This is a genomic window from Streptomyces sp. NBC_00341 (assembly GCF_041435055.1).
Lineage (GTDB): Bacteria > Actinomycetota > Actinomycetes > Streptomycetales > Streptomycetaceae > Streptomyces.
In genome coordinates this window covers 83,263-100,032 of sequence record NZ_CP108002.1, presented here as the reverse complement: position 1 = coordinate 100,032, position 16,770 = coordinate 83,263, and the positions used below count along the sequence as shown (strand labels likewise).

The window sequence follows — 16,770 nt, the reverse complement described above, 5'->3', positions numbered from 1 at the left end:
ATCAGCGCATGTCCACTCGCACAGATCAGATCATGTATGTCCACAAGCCCGAGTTCGCGCGTCATATGAAGCGAGTCGTGGAGGTCACCGACGCGACGTCCCGGCTGAACGTGCTGCCGTTCAGCGACGGCGAAGCTCGCGCTGAACTACTTTCGGTTGTGTTCGGTGGTCCGCTCCCGGAGACGGTGACGATCTACCCGCCGTTCTTCACCGAGTGCGGGCTGAACACGACATTCGGGGAGAACGTCTTCGTCAACCAGGGATGCACATTCATGGACAAGGGCGGGATTCGGATCGGCAACGGTGTCATGATCGCCCCGAAGGTCAATCTCATCACCGGGGGGCACCCTCTGCCCCTCGCCGAGCGCCGCGAGTACCTCTCCCTCGCCCCGATCGTCATCGAAGACGACGTCTGGATCGGTGCGGGAGCAACGATCACTCAGGGAGTGACCATCGGTGCCGGCGCGGTGGTCGCTGCCGGCGCGGTGGTCGCTCGTGACGTCCCCGCACGCACCCTGGTCGCGGGAGTCCCCGCCCGGGAGATCAAGACGATTGACTGAGCCCGGCCGGGCACCGGCCCGGGGCGAGCAGCACGTCAACCGGTCGCACAGTGGTCCCCGCAGGCGTACCTGCGATCACGCAGCCGACAGCTGGCATGTCACCGTCCAGGGGCTGTGACAGGGTGCCCGCCACGCTTCGGCCGAGACGGCTGCGTCCGATGATCGCCCTCGGGGAAGGAGGACAATCGTGAGAATTCGAGCAGTCCGGGCACGGAACACGATGTGAGACCGTCAGGAGTCGTAGTGATCAAGGTCGAACGAGTCATGCACTCAAGCCGAACGCGCGACGAGATCGTGGCCTACATGGCCGACTTCTCCCGCGCCGAACAGTGGGACCCGGGGACCATCACCTGCCGACGGGTGAACGCCAATGATCCGGTGGAGGTGGGCACGGAGTGGCTCAACGTGTCCTCGTTCCGCGGACGCCGTACGGAGCTTCGCTACGAACTGACGCGGATGAGCAACGACCGGCTCACCTTCGTCGGGCGCAACAAGACTGCGACATCGACGGACGACCTGCACTTCGAAACGCTCTCCGACGGCACCCGTATCACCTACGGCGCGCAGGTCGAGTTCCACGGGATCGCGCGACTGGCAACCCCCCTGCTGAAGAGGGAGTTCGAGCGTTTGGGGGATGAGGTGTCCCGACAGCTCCCGGCAGCGCTCGCACAGGCCCTGGGCCCCTGCGCGCCCGGTCCGCAACAGCCCTGACCTGGCCGCGTTTCTCCTCGCCCGTCAGGGACATCGCGTGTGAGGACGCGTAGCCGGTCGGCTCACAGAGCGAATATGCGGGCGATGAAGAAGGCTGCGATGAGAACCGCGCCGAAGACGATGAGCCCCAGCCAGATCTTCGGGTGCTCCCACACACCTCCGTCCGGGCGCTCTTCATGGGCTTCGGCGATGCAGCCCTCGACGGGAGGGGTCTCACCGGGAGGTACAAGGTGCTCAGCCATGGTTCAAGCGTGGTGCCATACACCCGTTTGCGCATCTCCGGACCACCTGGGACGGCAGCGGAACGGCGGTGGAGCGCCGCCGACCGCCGGGGAGAGGCGCAGCCCGGTCGGTGCGGAGGTTCATCTCTTCTTGCGTGGCAGGGGGGTGCGCCACCAGTTGGCGTCGCCAAGGAGCGCGACGAGGGCGGGTGCGAGGACGCCGCGGACGATGGTCGCGTCGATGACGATGCCGAGCGCGAGCGCTGTGGCAAGGATCTTGACGTCGGTGGTGGGGACGCGTGACAGGGCGACGAAGGCGAGGAACAGGATGAGTGCCGCGGAGCTGACGAGCCGGCCTGTCCGGGCGACGCCCAGCACCGTGGCGGTGTCCGTGTCGGCTCCGGCGTCGTGTTCTTCGCGGATCCGGGACAGCAGGAAGACCTCGTAGTCCATCGAGAGGCCGAAGAGGAACGCGAACACGGCGATCGGGACCCAGACGGTGATCGCGCCCGATGCGGACTGCCCGAACAGGAACTCGGTACCCAGGCCGTGCTGCCAGATCAGGACCGTGACGCCGTATGCGGCGCCGAGCGAGAGCACGTTGAGCACCAGTGCCTTGACCGGCAGCCAGAACGAACGCAGGGCTCTGGACAGGAGCAGGAACGTCACGACCACGATGATGGCCAGCACCCAGGGCGCGTTGCCGTAGACGGCGCTGAGGAAGTCGGCGTCCTGGGCGGGGCCTCCGCCGACCTGGGCACCGGCCTTCTCGGCGGCGGTCCTGATCTGGGCGGCCGCGTCGGCTCCGGTCTCCGTGGAGGTGTCCGCACGCGTCCACGCCTCGACGACGGAACGGCTGCCGTCGGTCCAGCCGGGTGGTGCGATGACGCCCGCCACGCCGTCGATACCGCCGAGTGCCTCACGGACCTTCGCCACGTCCTCGGTGATGATCTCGACAGGGTGGGCGAGACCGGCTCCGATCGACGAATCGTCCAGTTGATCCACGGCGGAGGCGGCCGGCCCTCCCAGGGATGCCAGTGACTCGGTCGTGGGCCGGCCGAGCCGCAGACCGAGCACCGGCGAGGCCAGTGCCAGCAGCACCACCGTGGCTGCCAGACCGGCCGCCCAGCGGTGGCGCACCACAGCGCTGCCGACCGCGTGCCACAGCCTGCTCCCGGAGGCGCGGGAGCGCCGACCGGGCCACTCCAGCCGCCTGCCCACCGTCAGCAGGAGAGCCGGGAGCAGGGTGAGGGCGGCAGCGACGCTCATCAACGGAATGAGCAGCCCGGTGAATCCGACGCTTCGCAGGAACGGCACGGGCAGGACGATCAGTGCCGCCAGGCTCACCGCCACGGTGACCCCGGAGAAGAGCACGGAGCGCCCGGCCGTGGACATGGCCCGCCGCACTGCCTCCTCGGTGTCGGCACCGCGGCCCAACTCCTCACGCCAGCGGGTCACGACCAGCAGCGCGTAATCGATCGCCACCCCCAGACCGATCAGGGCGAGCAGGTACTGGACGATGAACGAGATGTCGGTGACACCCGTCAGGCCCCACACGATCAGGAACGTGGTGAGGATGGACGCGACGGCGATGAGCAGCGGCATCAGCGCGAGGGCGGATCCGAACACCACCAGCAGGACGATCAACGCGCCCACGCCGCCGAACAGCGTCTCGGCGAGCACCCCCGCACCGCCACCACCGCCGTCTGCCTGCAAGGCGTCCTGCCCGGTCACCCGCACTGTCTCACCGGAACGCTCAGCGACGTTCGTCAAGGCCGGCAGGGCACGGGCATAGGGGTCCTGGCCGGGCAGCGGTCGGGGGTAGACCAGGATGATGCCGGTGCGCTCGTCGCGGGACAGCAGGGCGGATTCGTCGCCGAACGAGGCCACACGTGCGCCGGGCACCGTGCGCCGCACATCCGCGACCAGAGGTGCCGCCGCCGACCGCTGGACACGGGCGTCTCCGTCACCGACGACCAGCAGGACGGGTGCGTTCGATCCGCCGGAACCGAAGTGCTCCACCAACTGCTCGTTCGCCTCGTAGCCGGGCTGGTCCGGCAGTCCGAACTCGAAGCTCAGGGCAGCGGTCGCCTTCGGTGCGGCGTAACCGCCCACCACGGCCAGGATCAGCCAGACTCCGAGTACCAGGAAGCGGTGCCGGATGACGAAGCCAGTCAGTGTGTGCACGCGTGTTGTCTCTCAGGTTGAGGCTGGTTCCCGTGGTGGGGTGATGGCTTTTGACACTTCGCCCCCCACGGCCACTTCGGATGCAGCAACGACGAGAGGCAGTGCGCGCGATCGGGTGGGCACGATTACACGTCGTGTGCGCGTCGCACGCATCCGCAGTGCCGTCCCCTGCGGAAGTATCTCCAGCAGGCAGGCGGTTCTCTCCCCGGACCGCCGGATTGCTGTACTGAAACCCGTCCGAGAGAAAGGCGCCCCGTGCTACAGCCGGACGTCGTCATCGTGGGCGCCGGGGCGGCCGGGCTGACACTCGCCCATCAGCTGTGCGCGCCGGCGGATGGCGCCCCCGTGTCGGTTGTCCTCGTCGACGCCCCCGCGGGACCGTTGCGACCACCGCCTCGCACGTGGTGCTTCTGGGAGGCCGCCGGTGGCGCGTACGACGACGTGTTGTCCGCGTCCTGGGAGCGGTTGCGCGTGACGGGCCCCGACGGTGCGGAAACCGTGACGTGCCCCGATCCGTTCCGCTACAAGATGCTCCGCTCGGACGCCTTCGAGCAGTTGGTCCAGCGGCGGCTGTCGCACGCGGCAGGCTTTCGCCGGCTGGAGGCGACGGTGACCGCGGTCGGGGACGCGCCCGGAGGCGGTGGCCGGGTGGTCGCACGCGACGCCCGGGGCGCGCGGATCCTGCTGCACGGGAGGTACGTCTTCGATTCGAGGCCGCCCACCCGGCTGCCGACGGCCCGCACCACGCTGCTGCAGCACTTCACGGGCTGGTTCGTCGAGACGGACGGGCCGGTGTTCGATCCGGCTACGGCGGATCTGATGGACTTCCGCACTCCGCAGCCGCCGCAGGGCCTGTCGTTCGGCTACGTGCTCCCGATGGGACCGCGCAGCGCCCTGGTCGAGTACACGCAGTTCTCGCGTGCCGTCCTGGACGCGCCGGGATATGAGCGGGCGTTACGTCACTACACCCACGATGTGCTGGGTCTCGGGGCCCATCGGGTGACCGCTGTGGAGCGGGGCGTCATTCCGATGACCGACGGACGTTTCCCGGTTCGGGTCGGCCGGTCGGTCTTCCGTATCGGGACGGCCGGCGGGGCCACCCGTCCGTCGACCGGCTATACGTTCGCCGCTGTCCAGCGCCAGAGCCGGACCATCGCCGCGCAGGTACGCGGCGGAAGCCGGCTGCGGGTGGCATCGCCTTACGGGGCCTGGCCGCGCGCCATGGACGCCGTGATGCTGCGGGCGCTGGACAGCGGCCGGGTGGACGGTGGCGAGTTCTTCTCCGGCCTCTTCCGCACGGTCCCGGGAGAGCGGCTGCTGCGGTTCCTGGACGGTACGTCGCGCGGATACGAGGACGTCCTGGTCGGGCTGCGCACGCCGGTCGCCCCGATGCTTCGCACCGTCGTCGAACTCCCTTTCAGACCGAAGCGGCAGGCGCCTGCCGGAGCCCCGCCGTGGCCCACTCCCAGCGCTCCTGCCCGTACGCCTCCTGATCAGGAAACGAGCGACCCATGACACTGCTGCGTGACGACGACCTGTCCGCCGCGTTCGACCACGGCTCCCTCGCCTACGACCGGCTCACCGCGGTCAATCCCGGCTACCGCCGCGACCTGCGGCGCTCGGCGCGCAGACTCGGGCTGGCGGGCGGCGGCCGGGGCCTGCGCCTGCTGGATCTCGGCTGCGGAACGGGAACGTCGACCGCCGCGCTCCTGACGGCGGCGCCGGATGCGGAGATCGTCGCGGTGGACTCGTCGGTGGGCATGCTCGAGCGTGCCAAGGCCAAGCGCTGGCCGTCGAACGTCACCTTCGTGCACGCACCGGCGGAGGCCATGCACCCCTCGCAGGTGAACGGCCGCTTCGACGCCGTGTTCGCCGCATACCTCTTCCGCAATGTGAGCGATCCGGACCAGGTGCTCGACGTGGTCCGGGAGCTGCTCGTCCCGGCCGGGCGGCTGGCCGTGCACGAGTACACGCTCGGCTCCGGCCGTATGCACCGGGCGCTGTGGTCGGCGGTCTGCGGCGCGGTGGTGGTCCCGGCAGGGCGGCTCACCGGAGACGCGGACCTCTACCGCCACCTGCACCGCAGCGTGCTGGAGTTCGACTCGGCCGCCGATTTCGCCGATCGGGTACGACGCCGCGGATTCGGTCATGTGCGGGTCCTGCCGCTGCCCGGTTGGCAGACGGGCATCACCCACACGATCGTCGCCCAGGCGCCGAGCGCCCTACGGGAACGGCCATGAGGTACGCGAGGTCCGTTACGGACGGCCACCGTCGCGGCCGCGACCGGAGGGCCGTCGTGCTCCGCGGACCCGGCGGTCGTGCTCGTTTCGCCGGTGACGCGCCCTCGGTGGCCGTGATCGGCGGTGGCATCGCGGGAATCTCCGCGGCGACGGTGCTGGCCGAGCGCGGTGCGCGGGTGACGCTGTACGAGCGTGAGCCGGGTCTCGGCGGGCGGCTTGCGGGCCGGCCCACCGAGATCGCCGACGGGACCACGGTCACGATGAGCCGCGGCTTTCACGCCTTCTTCCGTCAGTACTACAACCTGCGCGGCCTGTTGCGCCGGGTCGACCCGGGACTGCGTACGCTGACCGGGCTGCCCGACTATCCGCTGCGGCACAGCACGGGCCTGTACGACAGCTTCGCGCGGGTGCCGCGCACTCCGCCGTTCAGCGTCCTGGGTTTCGTCGCGCTCAGCCCGACCTTCGGCCTGCGCGACCTGGTCCGGATGAGGCCGCGGGCCGCGCTGCCCCTGCTGGACGTGCGCGTGCCCGACGTGTACGAGCAGCTCGACGAGGTCAGCGCGCACGACTTCCTGACGCGCATCCGGTTCCCGGAGGCCGCCCATCATCTGGCCTTCGAGGTGTTCTCCCGTAGCTTCTTCGCCGATCCGCGGGAACTGTCCGCCGCGGAACTGGTGTTGATGTTCCACATCTATTTTCTCGGCTCCAGCGAGGGACTCCTCTTCGACGTGCCGGACGAGCCGTTCCCGCAGGCGTTGTGGGAACCGTTGCGGCGATATCTGGAGGGGCACAGCGCGCAGGTACGCACGGGATCGGCGGTGGAGAACGTCACACCCCTGGTGGGCGGTGGGCACGATGTCACCGCCGACGGCCGGACGCGGCGCCACGACGCACTGGTCCTGGCCCTGGACACCGACGGACTGCGGAAGGCCGTGGCAGCGTCGCCCGGACTGGGCGACGCGTCCTGGCGTGCGAAGGTGGAGGGTCTCAGGACAGCACCACCGTTCCTCGTCTCGCGGCTCTGGCTGGACCGTCCGGTGGCGCCGGACCGCCCCGGCTTCCTCGGTACCAGCGGCTATCCCCCGCTGGACAACGTCAGTGTGCTGGACCGATGGGAGGGCGAGGCCGCCCGTTGGGCGCGCCGTCACCGGGGCTCGGTGCTCGAACTGCACGCCTACGCGGTCTCACCGGACGCGGACCGTGCCGAGGTGCAGACAGCGGCGATCGAACAGCTCCACCGGGTCTACCCGGAGACGCGCAGCGCCCGGGTGGTGGACGTACGGCACGAATGGCGCGCGGACTGCCCGCTCTTCCCGGTCGGCGGATACCCGCACCGGCCCGGCGTCCGCACGCCCGACCCCACCGTGACGGTGGCGGGTGACCTGGTCCGGACCGGGCTTCCGGTGGCGCTGATGGAGCGTGCCGCGACAAGCGGATTCCTCGCGGCCAACGCGCTGTTGGAGCGCTGGGGGGTGCGCGGTCAGACGCTGTGGACGGTGCCGCGGGCCGGCCGCTCCGCGGTGCTGCGCGGGCTGGCCGCGCTCGGGACCCGGTGAGGAGGACGGTCGGGGCTGGGCGGCGCGCGGTCACAGGACCGTCCGGAGGGCCGGCGGGCCGGGCGCGCGCCGCGGTCAGCCCGGCAAGCGGCCGGTGCCGCGCAGTTCCCAACGCCGTTCGGCGTACGCGAGGTCGTCCCGCCACAGCCGTCCGGCGGAGGCCCGCATGAGCGGGCGGAGCAGCGGGGCCGCCGCGCGGGCAACGGCGAAGCCGCGACGGTCGGAGGCGGCCAGGAGTGCCTCCGTCACCGCGGTCCGGGGCCTGCCCATGAGGTCGGGCCCCAGCGGCGTGGCATGGGATTCGACCACGGACCCGCGGCCCTCGCCCTCCGTGATGTGCATGACGACGGTGCGTGGTTCCGGCGCGGTGAAGAGGGCACGCACCGGTACCACGACGCGCCCCACGATCTTGAAGGACACGTCGACGGCGAACCCGTCCTCGTCCCCGTCGCCCTCAACGGAAGGCGTACCGGTCACTGTCAGGTCGACGAATGAGTACGGGTGGAACCAGGCGCCGTGCCACGGGTCGAGGCGATTGGCCACCACGTCTTCCGGCTCGCAGACACCGACACCCTCGTACACGGAGTCGACGGTGTCCCCCACCGCCGGGCGGGGCGGGACGACCGGCCGCTCCAGCGGGGTCTCACCGCCGACGTGGTCGAGGCGCACCCAGGCGAGGACCCCGTCGTCGAAGGCCGGATAGGGCTCCCAGCCGGCGAACGGCTCACCGCTCAGGGCGAGTCCGTGCCAGTGACAGACCAGGGTGCCGCACCGGACGGGGCTGTCGCGCAGGGGCGCCCCGAGGTGCGGGCACGCGCCGGGCCCGGCGCGCAGACGGCCCGAGGCATCGCGCCAGGCCACCACTTCACTGCCACCGACGGTCCGTCCGATCGACCGCTCGGCCGTGACGGCACGGGACGCCCCGAGGACGTACCAGTTACCGGAAGGCCGGCCCAGTGCACGCTTCAGCGCGTCCGCGATGACCCCGGGCCTGGCATCGCGCCAGGTCGGGGGTTGCCGGTCCCACGTGACGGCCGCGCGGCGCAGCCGCAGGGGGATCCGGTTCCCTGCGGTACGGCGGCCGCGGGTCATGCCACCTCCTCGCGGACGGGTCGGGCCCTGGTCTGGGACGCCGACGCGGCGCTCGTCGCGGGGCGGGCCGGCGAGGTGCGGCCGGCACCCGCTCCGGCGGCTCTGGTGGCCAGGGCCCGTACCAGTCCGTCGAGGGCCACGGCCGCCCGGTTCAGACGAGGGACCACGGCCCGTCGGTGCAGGACGGCGTAGCCGTCGTCCTCGATCGCGTCGAGGATGCGGCTGTAGAGGATGAACGCCGTACGGATGCAAGGGCGTGAGCGGGGCGCGAGCAGGGCGAGACCGGGGAGCGCGTCGCGATAGACACCGCGGTTGTGAGCGGCCGCCGCTTGCATGACCCTGGTGATGCGAACGTCGCACCGGCCGGTGGCCCTGCTCCATTCGAGGTAGTCCCGGTCCACTCCGTGCGCGGCCAGCAGATCGGCCGGCAGATAGAGCCGGCCCCGGTCGAGATCTTCCCCCACGTCCCGGAGGAAGTTGGTGAGCTGGAAGGCGACGCCCAGGGCGGCCGCGTACGGGGCCGCCTCTTCCCGCGGACCTTCGGTACCCAGCACCGGCAGCATCTGAAGGCCGATCACGGCGGCCGACCCGTACATGTAGCGGCCCAGTTCCTCGTACGAGGCGTACCCGGTCACCGTCAGGTCGCTGCGCATCGACGCCATGAAGGCGGCGAAGTGACGGTGGTCGATGTCGTGGACGGCAGCCGTGTGGACGAGCGAGCGGATGACGGGCTCCGTGCAGGTGCCGCCGCGCAGGCCGTCGTCGAGGACTTCCTGGAGACGGTGCAGCGCGTGGGCGCGTTCGTCGGGGGTGGCGGCGCTGTCGAGATCGTCCACGATGTCGTCGGCCCACCGGGCGAAGCCGTACAGGGCATGGACTGCTGGGCGCTTTTCGACCGGGAGCAGCCGGGTCGCGAGGAAGTACGTCTTGCCGTGCCGCGCGTTGAGCCGGCGGCACGCCGTGTACGCGGCGCGCAGGGCGGGCTCGCGGATGCCTGCCGCGTCGAGTTCACGAGGCGTCATGCGGGCCTGCCCTTCGAGAGGAGGGACGTGGACGAGGTCGGCCGGAGCGAGGACCGGTGATCCTCTCCGCTGCCAGCTTTCCCGAGATGAGCACGGTGGGCACGCCGACGCCCGGCGTGGTGCCGCAGCCGGCGAGCACGGCGTTCTCGGTGCCCCGTAAGAGGTTGCGCGGGCGGAAGGGCCCCGTCTGGGGAAAGGTGTGGGCGGCGGAGAAGGGTGTGCCGGCCGTGTGTCCCTGGGCGGTCCAGTCGATGGGGGTGACCAGGCCCTCCTCCTCGATCGCGGAGCCCAGCCCGGCCATTCCGCGCTGTTCGAGCGTGGTGAGCAGGGTGTCGCGGTAGCGGGGTGCCAGTTGGCGCCACTCGCTGGTGCCTGGTCCGACGTCTGTGTTCGGGCACGGCGCCAGGACGTAGTGGAGGTGTTTGCCGGGCGGGGCCAGATCCGGGTCCGTCGCGGTGGGACGGGTGATGAGCAGGGAGGGGTCCGACATCAGTGATCCGTGGGTGAGTTCACCGAAGGTCTCCTTCCAGGCCGCACCGAACGAGATGGTGTGGTGGGCGAGGCCGGGCCAGGTGCGGTCGGTTCCGGCATGCAGGATCACCGCGGACGGAGAGTGGCGCAGAGCAAGGGGGCGGCGGGGGCTGCGACCGAGCAATCGGTAGCTGACGGGCAGATCCGGCGTCAGGACGACGGCATCACAGGCGATGCGCCGCTGGTCGGTGACGACGGCGGTGATCCGTTCTCCGGAACGCTCCAAACGGGTGACGGTGTGCCCGTAGTGGAATGCGGCGCCCGCCTCGGTCGCCGAGCGGGCCATCGCCTCCGGCAGTGCGTGCATACCGCCCCGCGGGAAATAGACCCCTGCGATGGTGTCCATGTAGGCGATGACGGCGTAGGCGGCCAGCGCGCGGGCCGGGGGCACACCGGCGTACAGGGCCTGGAAGGTGAAGACCCGGCGCAGCCGCTCGTCCTTGATGAAGTGTCCGACTCGCGCGTCGAGCCGTCCGAAGCCTCCGAGGGCGGCGAGCCGGGCCAGGTCGGGGTGGAGGAGCTGGAGCGGGGAGTCGAAGTTCGTGTCGATGAACCGGCGCATCTGTACGGCGTAGAGGCGCGTCAGCCAGGTCCGCAGCCTGCGGTAGCCGACCGCTTCCCTGGCGCCCGCGAACTGCTCGACCGCGGCTTCCATGGCCTCCGGTTCCGTGTGCACGTCCAGTTGCGTCCCGTCGGCGAACCGTGCCCGGTAGGCGGGGTGGAGAGGGATCAGCTCCAGTCGGCCGGTCAGAGTGTGGCCGATGGCCGCGAAGGCCTCCTCGACCAGATCCGGCATGGTCAGCACGGTCGGGCCGGTGTCCATGCGGTAGCCGCCGCGCTCCAGCAGCCCGGCCCTCCCGCCGGGCGAGGAGTCCCGCTCCACCACCGTGACCTGCCGTCCGGCGCCGAGCAGATGGAGAGCGGCGGACAGTCCCGCCAGCCCGGCACCGACCACCACCACGTGGTCGGTGGGGCCCTTCACGGTCATCACCGGGCTGTGCCCCCTTCTGCCGGACCCGTTGCGTCAGAAGGCGAGGAGGAGCCCGTCTCCAGGGCCGGGACGGGCCGGGTCCTCGGTTCCGCCGATGGAGTCGTGGCGGCTCCGGTGACGCTTTCGAACAGGCCGAGCAGGCGGTTTCCGGCGTACGGCTCCACGGAGGCCTCGGCCAGATGGCGTGCCGCGTGCTTCATGAGCCGGCCGGCTCTGTCCTCCATCTCGGCGCGGGCCCCGGTGGTCACGAGTACGTCGCGCACGTCGGTCAGGGCTTCGTCCGAGAGGTCGGCCCGGCCCAGGGCGTCGTCGAGAACGGCGCGCGCACTGCTGGTTCCGGCTCGCGACCGGGCCACAGCCATCAGGCAGGTCGGCTTGCCCTCGCGGATGTCGCCACCCGAAGGCTTACCGGTCTTGCCGGGGTCACCGAAGACACCCAGCAGATCGTCGCGGATCTGAAAAGCGAGGCCGGCGCACCGGCCGGCCGCCGACAACGCACGAGTGGCGTCCTCCGCGGCACCGGCCAGGGCGGCTCCCAACGCCAGTGGACGGGCAACCGAGTACAGGGCGCTCTTCAGGTACGCCGTTCGCAAGGCGCGGGCCTCGGACCGTGTGCCAGTGACCTGCCCGTGCAGGTCGAGGTACTGCCCGGCCACCATCTCGGTTCTCATCGCCTGCCAGACCGCTGACACGCGCTGCCTGGTCGCCGGGCACATGCTCGTCTCCGCGACGGTGTCGTCCGCCCAAGCGAGAGCCAAGTCACCGAGGAGCACGGCAGCGGATCTACCGAATGAGTCCCGCAGCTTCGGGCCGCATAACAGGCCGGGGCTCTCCGCGAAGTCGACATGCATGGCGGGGCGGCCCCGGCGCAACGACGAACCGTCCATCACGTCGTCCTGGACCAGCGCGCACGTCTGGACGAGTTCGACCGCCACTCCCAGGCGCAGCGCGGACTCGACGTCCACGGCCTGTGAGCCCGCAGTGGTCGCGCGTATGCCCCACCAGATGAACTGGGAGCGCATCCGACTCCCCCCGCCGAGGGTGAAGCCGGCGAGGCGTTCGGCGACGTCACGGGAGAAGACGGCGTCGATCGCGGAGGCCTGATCGAGCTTCTCGCTGAGGACAGCCCGTGCTGTGCGCAGGACAGCTCCGGGTACGTCCTGGTCCACCAGGCCCATGGCGCCGTGCCGTGACCCGGCACCGTCGTGCACCGGGTAGCGGCCCCGGCCGGCGTGAGCGGCACCGTCCATCGCCTCTGTCTCCGAACGCGGGTGGTCTTGGGAAAAGGACTGCCCTTTGGCCCGGCTTCGCAGCATCACCATGTCCTCCGGTCGGCGGGTTCGGTGCACTCCCACTCCTCATTCCGTGCTGCGAGGCGTTCGGATGCACTGAATAACGAATTTCCGGCTACGGATAGGGCCGACCGGCCGTACGAGAGGACCACAAGTTCAGGCAGTGGCGCGCGTTCCCGCGACCCGGACACGCAACTCCGTCCGCCCACTGACCCGCTCGGGTGATTCAGGCCCCGGGCACAGCCATATACGGCCGGACCGCGCCCTCTCCCCAGCCGTTCATATGCGCTCTCACCCATCACCGTCCGAACAGACCCTCCCCGTCATGAAGCTCAGCCTTCCAATTCACGCACTGCACACACTCGAATACCTCTGCATCCATCGTGATGCGGAAGCCGGTATTGATCCCGCAGGACGCAGAGACCGGGCGTCGCCCCCACAACTGGACGACGGTTCACGACCGGCACGTGACAGCGAAGGAGATGAGTCATGAAATTGAGCGATGAACTTCCCGTCGATCACCGGCTGGCGGTCGTCTACCGTTGGGGGTCCGCCGTGTGTGGTCTGATCCTGCTTCTCTTCGCCGCCCTGGGTTTCGCCGATACACTCAGCCCGTTCAGCACCAGCGGTGACCGGATCGCCGGCATGACGTCGAACACCTCCCTCAGCGCCATCTCACTCGTAGTAGGACTCGCCCTCATCGCAGGAGCTTTCGTCGGCGGCAACACGGCGTCCACGCTGAACATGACAGTGGGCACACTGTTCCTGCTCAGCGGATTCGCGCACATTTTCGTTCTGGACCGGCCGGCGAACTTCCTCGACTTCGGCATGACCAACGTCATCTTCAGCTTCATCATGGGGCTGGTCATTCTGACCTTCGGTATGTACGGCCGCGTCTCCAGCAAGCTTTCCCACGACAACCCGTACTGGCAGCGCCGTCATCCACGCCAGCCGCGACCGAATCTCTCCGTCGTCGGCGCGTCTCCAGGGCGGCACCTCCGTACGAACCACTCAGCCCGCAGCCGAGCCAGCAGAACGGTCCGGTCGCACCCGTCGACCAACAACTGATCCCCCGCAGTTCCGCCGCAGTGACACAGACTGCTTGGTTATGGATCAGACGGGAGAGGGAAGTGGAAATGACGCCATTCTACCGGCCAAGGAGTGTCATGGCGTTTTCCCAGTAATCCGCGCTATACCGTTCCCGGCCTCAGCACCAAGTAGGGAAAATAAGTCATTGCGCTGCTGCGCATGCGTCTGCACGCCCTCAACCGGCCGGACCGGCCCCCACGGTAGAAACCTGCGCCACTGCCCCGGGGGCGCCGGACCGCATCAATGGATGCCGACAGCCGCCAGAGCCCGGCACTGGGCGGGAGTCCGGTGCGCGGAGACGCAGCGGCCGCGGACGCCGCCTGTGCCCGGCACCGCATCGCCGCTCGCGGTCAACCGGGCGCAAGTGGACGGACGTCGGTCATGATGGTCGGGCCGCGGACAAGGGTGCCTACGCCCCGGGACCTTTCCGCACCTCGCCGTCGCCCGGCGTCGCGGACCACAGATGGCCGAGCGTGCCGAGGACGAGACGGCAGACGTCGTCCGGCTCGGCACCTGCCAGCGGTTCCCGCGCGACGACCGTCCGCATCAGCCCGATCCCCAGCAGCCAGGCCATGGCGAGATCCGCCCGCAGCACCGCGTCCGGGGCACCGGAGAGCCCGGCCAGCGCACTCCGGTACTCCTCCCCCAGCTCCCGCAGGGTTCCGGCTGCCTCGTCGCCACGCCCCACCGAGCGCAGATAGACCTCCAGGGAACGGTCCTCCGCCCCCTCCGCGCTCCGGGTCAGCATCGAGCGCAGGGCGGTCTCGAAAAGCTCCTCGGGCGGCGTCTCGCGCAACTGCTCCAGCCCGCCGAGAGCGACGACTTCCGTCAGCAAACCCCGTTTCGAGCCGAAATACCGGAACAGCAGGGCCTGGTTGACCCCGGCCAGCGCGGCGATGCTCCGGACCGTCGTCCCCTCGTAGCCCCGCTCCGCGAACAGGTCACGGGCCGCCTCCAGAAGGCGGCGACGGGTGGCCCGGGCATCCCTGCGGCGCTCTTCGGGCGGCGGTGCGGAACCGGATTCCATGGCGGGATTCCTCTCGGACGGCCCGTCAGGATAACGGCTGTAAAGCGTTGTTGACTGCTCTCGGAGGACGCTCCTACCGTTGTAAGCAGCTGCTTACAACCGGGAGGCCGCAGTGACGACCGCAGATATCGCGCCCCTTGCCTACCCCTTCAACACCCCTGACGGACTCCAGCTCTCCGATGCCTATGAGCGCGTCCGCGACCGATCGGGCCTCTTGAGGGTCCAGTTGCCGTACGGAGAACCGGCCTGGCTGGTCACGCGCTACGCCGATGCCCGGCTGGTCCTCGGTGACCAGCGCTTCAGCCGGGCGGCGGCCGCCTCGCACGACGAGCCCCGTCAGTCCGAGGGGCAGCGCGACGGCGGAATCCTCGGCATGGACCCGCCGGACCACACCCGGCTGCGCTCCCTGGTCGCCAAGGCGTTCACCGTCCGCCAGGTCGAGAAGCTGCGCCCCCAGGTCCGCGAGCTGACCGCCGGCCTGCTCGACGGGATGAGGACGGCCGGACCGCCCGCCGATCTGGTCGACCTCTTCGCGCTGCCGCTGCCGGTCGCCGTGATCTGCCGGATGCTGGGCGTGCCCACCGAGGACCGGCCGCGGTTCCGCGTGTGGAGCGACGACGCGCTGTCGACCAGCTCGCTCACCGCCGAGGAGTTCGACGCGAGCCGCGCCGAACTCCGTTCCTACATGGCCGGGTTGATCGAGCTCCACCGCCAGGAGCCGCAGGACGACCTGATGACGGCCCTCATCGAGGCCCGCGACGGCGGCGACCGGCTCTCGGAACTGGAACTCATCGATCTCTGCGTCGCCGTCCTGGTAGCGGGGCACGAGACCACCGCGTCCCAGATCCCCAACTTCGTCCTCACCCTCCTGGACCACCCGGACCAGCTGGCCAGGCTCCGGGCCGAGCCGGAGCTCGTACCGAGCGCCGTGGAGGAGCTGCTCCGCTTCGTGCCCCTGGGCAGCGGGGCAGGCCAGCCCCGGTACGCCACCGAGGACATCGAGGTCGGCGGAACACTGGTCCACGCGGGCAGCCCCGTCCTGGTCGCGGTGGGCGCCGCCAACCGCGACGCGCTGCGGTTCACCGCCCCGGGCGTGCTCGACGTCGCCCGGGAGGGCAACCAGCACCTCGGATTCGGCCATGGGGTCCACCACTGCCTGGGCGCCCCGCTGGCCCGGCTGGAACTCCAGGAGGCGCTGTCCGCCCTCATCGCGGGCTTCCCGGAACTTCGCCTGGCGGGCGATGTCACCTGGAAGTCCGAGATGCTGGTGCGCGGTCCGCGCGTCATGCCGGTGGAGTGGTGAGCGCCGTGACCTGGAACGTACGCGTCGACCCGAAGCTCTGCCAGGGTTCCGGGATGTGCGCCGGAACAGTTCCGGAGGTGTTCGCACTGGACGGTGAGCGCGCCCGCGTGCGGGCCGAGGGGACCGAGCCGGACGAACGGGTCCTGGACGCGGCCGACATCTGCCCGGCCCTGGCGATCACCGTGCACGACGGGGCCTCCGTCATCGGCCCCCGCCGCGACTGACCAGCCCCCGAAGGGCGGTCGACTGGCTCCTGCGGGCGGCTCGGCGGCCTCCCGAGTCGGCGGTGACAGATAAGGGGCGCGGCTATGCCGACGAAGGCGAGGAAGTGCTCGGGCCTGCATTCGTAGCGGCGGTGCAGGCGACGGCAGCCGGCCAGCCAGGAAACGGATCGCTTTACGACCCAGCGGTGCCGGGCGGAGGACTCGACGCCCTTCCGGGCAATGCGGGGGCCTATGCCGCGCTTGCAGAGCCATCGCCGCAGGTGGTCATAGTCGTAGCCCTTGTCCGTTCCGGTCGGTGACCAGATGGATTCTCGATCCCAACTTGCCGCGATCGGTCGGATTCGGTCCCGTCAGAAGCCCCCTTTTGCCGCCCGAACGCTGACCGAGTCGATCGCGCACCGCGACCAGTCCAGCTCACCCCGCGCCCCCAGTTCGTCCAGGACCACAGGGTGGAGCCGGGCCCGAACCCGATCCGCGGTCCACTGGGCGAACCGCCGATAGACCGTCTGCCAGGCCGGGCCGAACACCGGCGGGAGCTGCCTCCACGTACAGCCCGAGGTAGCCACGAAGACGATCGCGGCCAGGACTTCACGATCGCCGTCCCGACGCCGACCCCCACCCTGCGGACGCCTCACCTCCGTAGGCGGCACCACCCGCCGGAACAACACCTACAACTCATCCGGCACCAACCGCTCAACCAGACCCGTCATGCACAGACCAACGA

15 protein-coding genes and 1 pseudogene are annotated in these 16,770 nt (G+C 70.2%); 8 read left to right on the top strand and 8 right to left on the bottom strand.

Annotated elements, in window-relative coordinates; translation table 11 throughout:
- Window positions 1-32 precede the first annotated feature (32 nt).
- Together OG892_RS00455 and OG892_RS00450 are read left to right on the top strand one after the other, a co-directional pair.
- Window positions 33-560, top strand: coding sequence for a DapH/DapD/GlmU-related protein (locus OG892_RS00455; protein ID WP_328868533.1), 528 nt, complete (start codon window positions 33-35; stop codon window positions 558-560).
- A 222-nt stretch (window positions 561-782) separates the two neighbouring features.
- The gene (locus OG892_RS00450) at window positions 783-1,271 is read left to right on the top strand and encodes an SRPBCC family protein (protein ID WP_328868258.1); all 489 of its coding nucleotides are present in this window, start codon (window positions 783-785) and stop codon (window positions 1,269-1,271) included.
- 62 nt (window positions 1,272-1,333) lie between these two features.
- Here OG892_RS00450 and OG892_RS00445 read toward each other — a convergent pair whose 3' ends face one another.
- Complete coding sequence (locus OG892_RS00445; protein ID WP_024490199.1) at window positions 1,334-1,513, bottom strand: DUF6480 family protein; 180 nt, start codon at window positions 1,511-1,513, stop codon at window positions 1,334-1,336.
- 120 nt (window positions 1,514-1,633) lie between these two features.
- Window positions 1,634-3,679, bottom strand: coding sequence for an MMPL family transporter (locus tag OG892_RS00440; protein WP_371628180.1), 2,046 nt, complete (start codon window positions 3,677-3,679; stop codon window positions 1,634-1,636).
- Between the two features lie 255 nt (window positions 3,680-3,934).
- On the opposite strand from OG892_RS00440, the gene OG892_RS00435 reads away from it, so the two are divergent.
- Genes OG892_RS00435 through OG892_RS00425 form a run of 3 tightly spaced genes read left to right on the top strand, consistent with a single transcriptional unit; the run spans window position 3,935 to window position 7,475 of the window.
- Window positions 3,935-5,194: a lycopene cyclase family protein gene (locus OG892_RS00435; RefSeq protein ID WP_328868255.1), complete on the top strand. Its 1,260-nt coding sequence runs from the start codon at window positions 3,935-3,937 to the stop codon at window positions 5,192-5,194.
- Window positions 5,191-5,919, top strand: a complete 729-nt coding sequence (locus tag OG892_RS00430; protein WP_371628179.1) for a class I SAM-dependent methyltransferase — start codon at window positions 5,191-5,193, stop codon at window positions 5,917-5,919. Before OG892_RS00435 ends, OG892_RS00430 begins: the two co-directional genes overlap by 4 nt.
- Window positions 5,916-7,475 (top strand): FAD-dependent oxidoreductase, encoded by a 1,560-nt coding sequence (locus OG892_RS00425; protein ID WP_371628178.1) that lies wholly within the window; start codon window positions 5,916-5,918, stop codon window positions 7,473-7,475. Before OG892_RS00430 ends, OG892_RS00425 begins: the two co-directional genes overlap by 4 nt.
- 75 nt (window positions 7,476-7,550) lie before the next feature.
- Here the strand turns inward: OG892_RS00425 and OG892_RS00420 are convergent, their stop codons facing one another.
- From OG892_RS00420 to OG892_RS00405, 4 genes are read right to left on the bottom strand one after another with little or no spacing between them, the layout of a single operon-like run.
- On the bottom strand, window positions 7,551-8,567 hold the full coding sequence (locus OG892_RS00420; protein WP_328868252.1) for a DUF5914 domain-containing protein: 1,017 nt from the start codon (window positions 8,565-8,567) through the stop codon (window positions 7,551-7,553).
- Window positions 8,564-9,589, bottom strand: coding sequence for a phytoene/squalene synthase family protein (locus tag OG892_RS00415; protein ID WP_328868251.1), 1,026 nt, complete (start codon window positions 9,587-9,589; stop codon window positions 8,564-8,566). The genes OG892_RS00420 and OG892_RS00415 overlap by 4 nt, the downstream gene beginning before the upstream one ends.
- A complete protein-coding gene (locus OG892_RS00410) occupies window positions 9,576-11,111 on the bottom strand; it encodes a phytoene desaturase (RefSeq protein WP_371628177.1) in 1,536 nt (511 codons plus the stop codon). The genes OG892_RS00415 and OG892_RS00410 overlap by 14 nt, the downstream gene beginning before the upstream one ends.
- The gene (locus OG892_RS00405; RefSeq protein ID WP_371628176.1) at window positions 11,108-12,361 is read right to left on the bottom strand and encodes a polyprenyl synthetase family protein; all 1,254 of its coding nucleotides are present in this window, start codon (window positions 12,359-12,361) and stop codon (window positions 11,108-11,110) included. The genes OG892_RS00410 and OG892_RS00405 overlap by 4 nt, the downstream gene beginning before the upstream one ends.
- Window positions 12,362-12,892: 531 nt before the next feature.
- On the opposite strand from OG892_RS00405, the gene OG892_RS00400 reads away from it, so the two are divergent.
- On the top strand, window positions 12,893-13,471 hold the full coding sequence (locus OG892_RS00400; RefSeq protein ID WP_371628175.1) for a DUF4383 domain-containing protein: 579 nt from the start codon (window positions 12,893-12,895) through the stop codon (window positions 13,469-13,471).
- Window positions 13,472-13,901: 430 nt separating this feature from the next.
- Here the strand turns inward: OG892_RS00400 and OG892_RS00395 are convergent, their stop codons facing one another.
- Window positions 13,902-14,519: a TetR/AcrR family transcriptional regulator gene (locus OG892_RS00395; RefSeq protein ID WP_073738789.1), complete on the bottom strand. Its 618-nt coding sequence runs from the start codon at window positions 14,517-14,519 to the stop codon at window positions 13,902-13,904.
- A 112-nt stretch (window positions 14,520-14,631) separates the two neighbouring features.
- On the opposite strand from OG892_RS00395, the gene OG892_RS00390 reads away from it, so the two are divergent.
- Window positions 14,632-15,822: a cytochrome P450 gene (locus OG892_RS00390; protein WP_073738790.1), complete on the top strand. Its 1,191-nt coding sequence runs from the start codon at window positions 14,632-14,634 to the stop codon at window positions 15,820-15,822.
- Window positions 15,823-15,827: 5 nt separating this feature from the next.
- Window positions 15,828-16,046, top strand: a complete 219-nt coding sequence (locus tag OG892_RS00385; RefSeq protein WP_079193667.1) for a ferredoxin — start codon at window positions 15,828-15,830, stop codon at window positions 16,044-16,046.
- Between the two features lie 53 nt (window positions 16,047-16,099).
- Here OG892_RS00385 and OG892_RS00380 read toward each other — a convergent pair.
- A pseudogene (locus OG892_RS00380) lies at window positions 16,100-16,714 on the bottom strand (transposase); the annotation flags it as partial.
- Between the last annotated feature and the right edge of the window lie 56 nt (window positions 16,715-16,770).

What these genes read in the sequence shown, in the direction of transcription:
- OG892_RS00425 (WP_371628178.1), top strand. Translation starts at nt 5,916, where the DNA reads ATGAGGTACGCGAGGTCCGTTACGGACGGCCACCGTCGCGGCCGCGAC.
- OG892_RS00400 (WP_371628175.1), top strand. Translation starts at nt 12,893, where the DNA reads ATGAAATTGAGCGATGAACTTCCCGTCGATCACCGGCTGGCGGTCGTC.
- OG892_RS00455 (WP_328868533.1), top strand. Translation starts at nt 33, where the DNA reads ATGTATGTCCACAAGCCCGAGTTCGCGCGTCATATGAAGCGAGTCGTG.
- OG892_RS00445 (WP_024490199.1), bottom strand. Translation starts at nt 1,513, where the DNA reads ATGGCTGAGCACCTTGTACCTCCCGGTGAGACCCCTCCCGTCGAGGGC.
- OG892_RS00395 (WP_073738789.1), bottom strand. Translation starts at nt 14,519, where the DNA reads ATGGAATCCGGTTCCGCACCGCCGCCCGAAGAGCGCCGCAGGGATGCC.
- OG892_RS00415 (WP_328868251.1), bottom strand. Translation starts at nt 9,589, where the DNA reads ATGACGCCTCGTGAACTCGACGCGGCAGGCATCCGCGAGCCCGCCCTG.
- OG892_RS00430 (WP_371628179.1), top strand. Translation starts at nt 5,191, where the DNA reads ATGACACTGCTGCGTGACGACGACCTGTCCGCCGCGTTCGACCACGGC.
- OG892_RS00405 (WP_371628176.1), bottom strand. Translation starts at nt 12,361, where the DNA reads ATGGACGGTGCCGCTCACGCCGGCCGGGGCCGCTACCCGGTGCACGAC.
- OG892_RS00420 (WP_328868252.1), bottom strand. Translation starts at nt 8,567, where the DNA reads ATGACCCGCGGCCGCCGTACCGCAGGGAACCGGATCCCCCTGCGGCTG.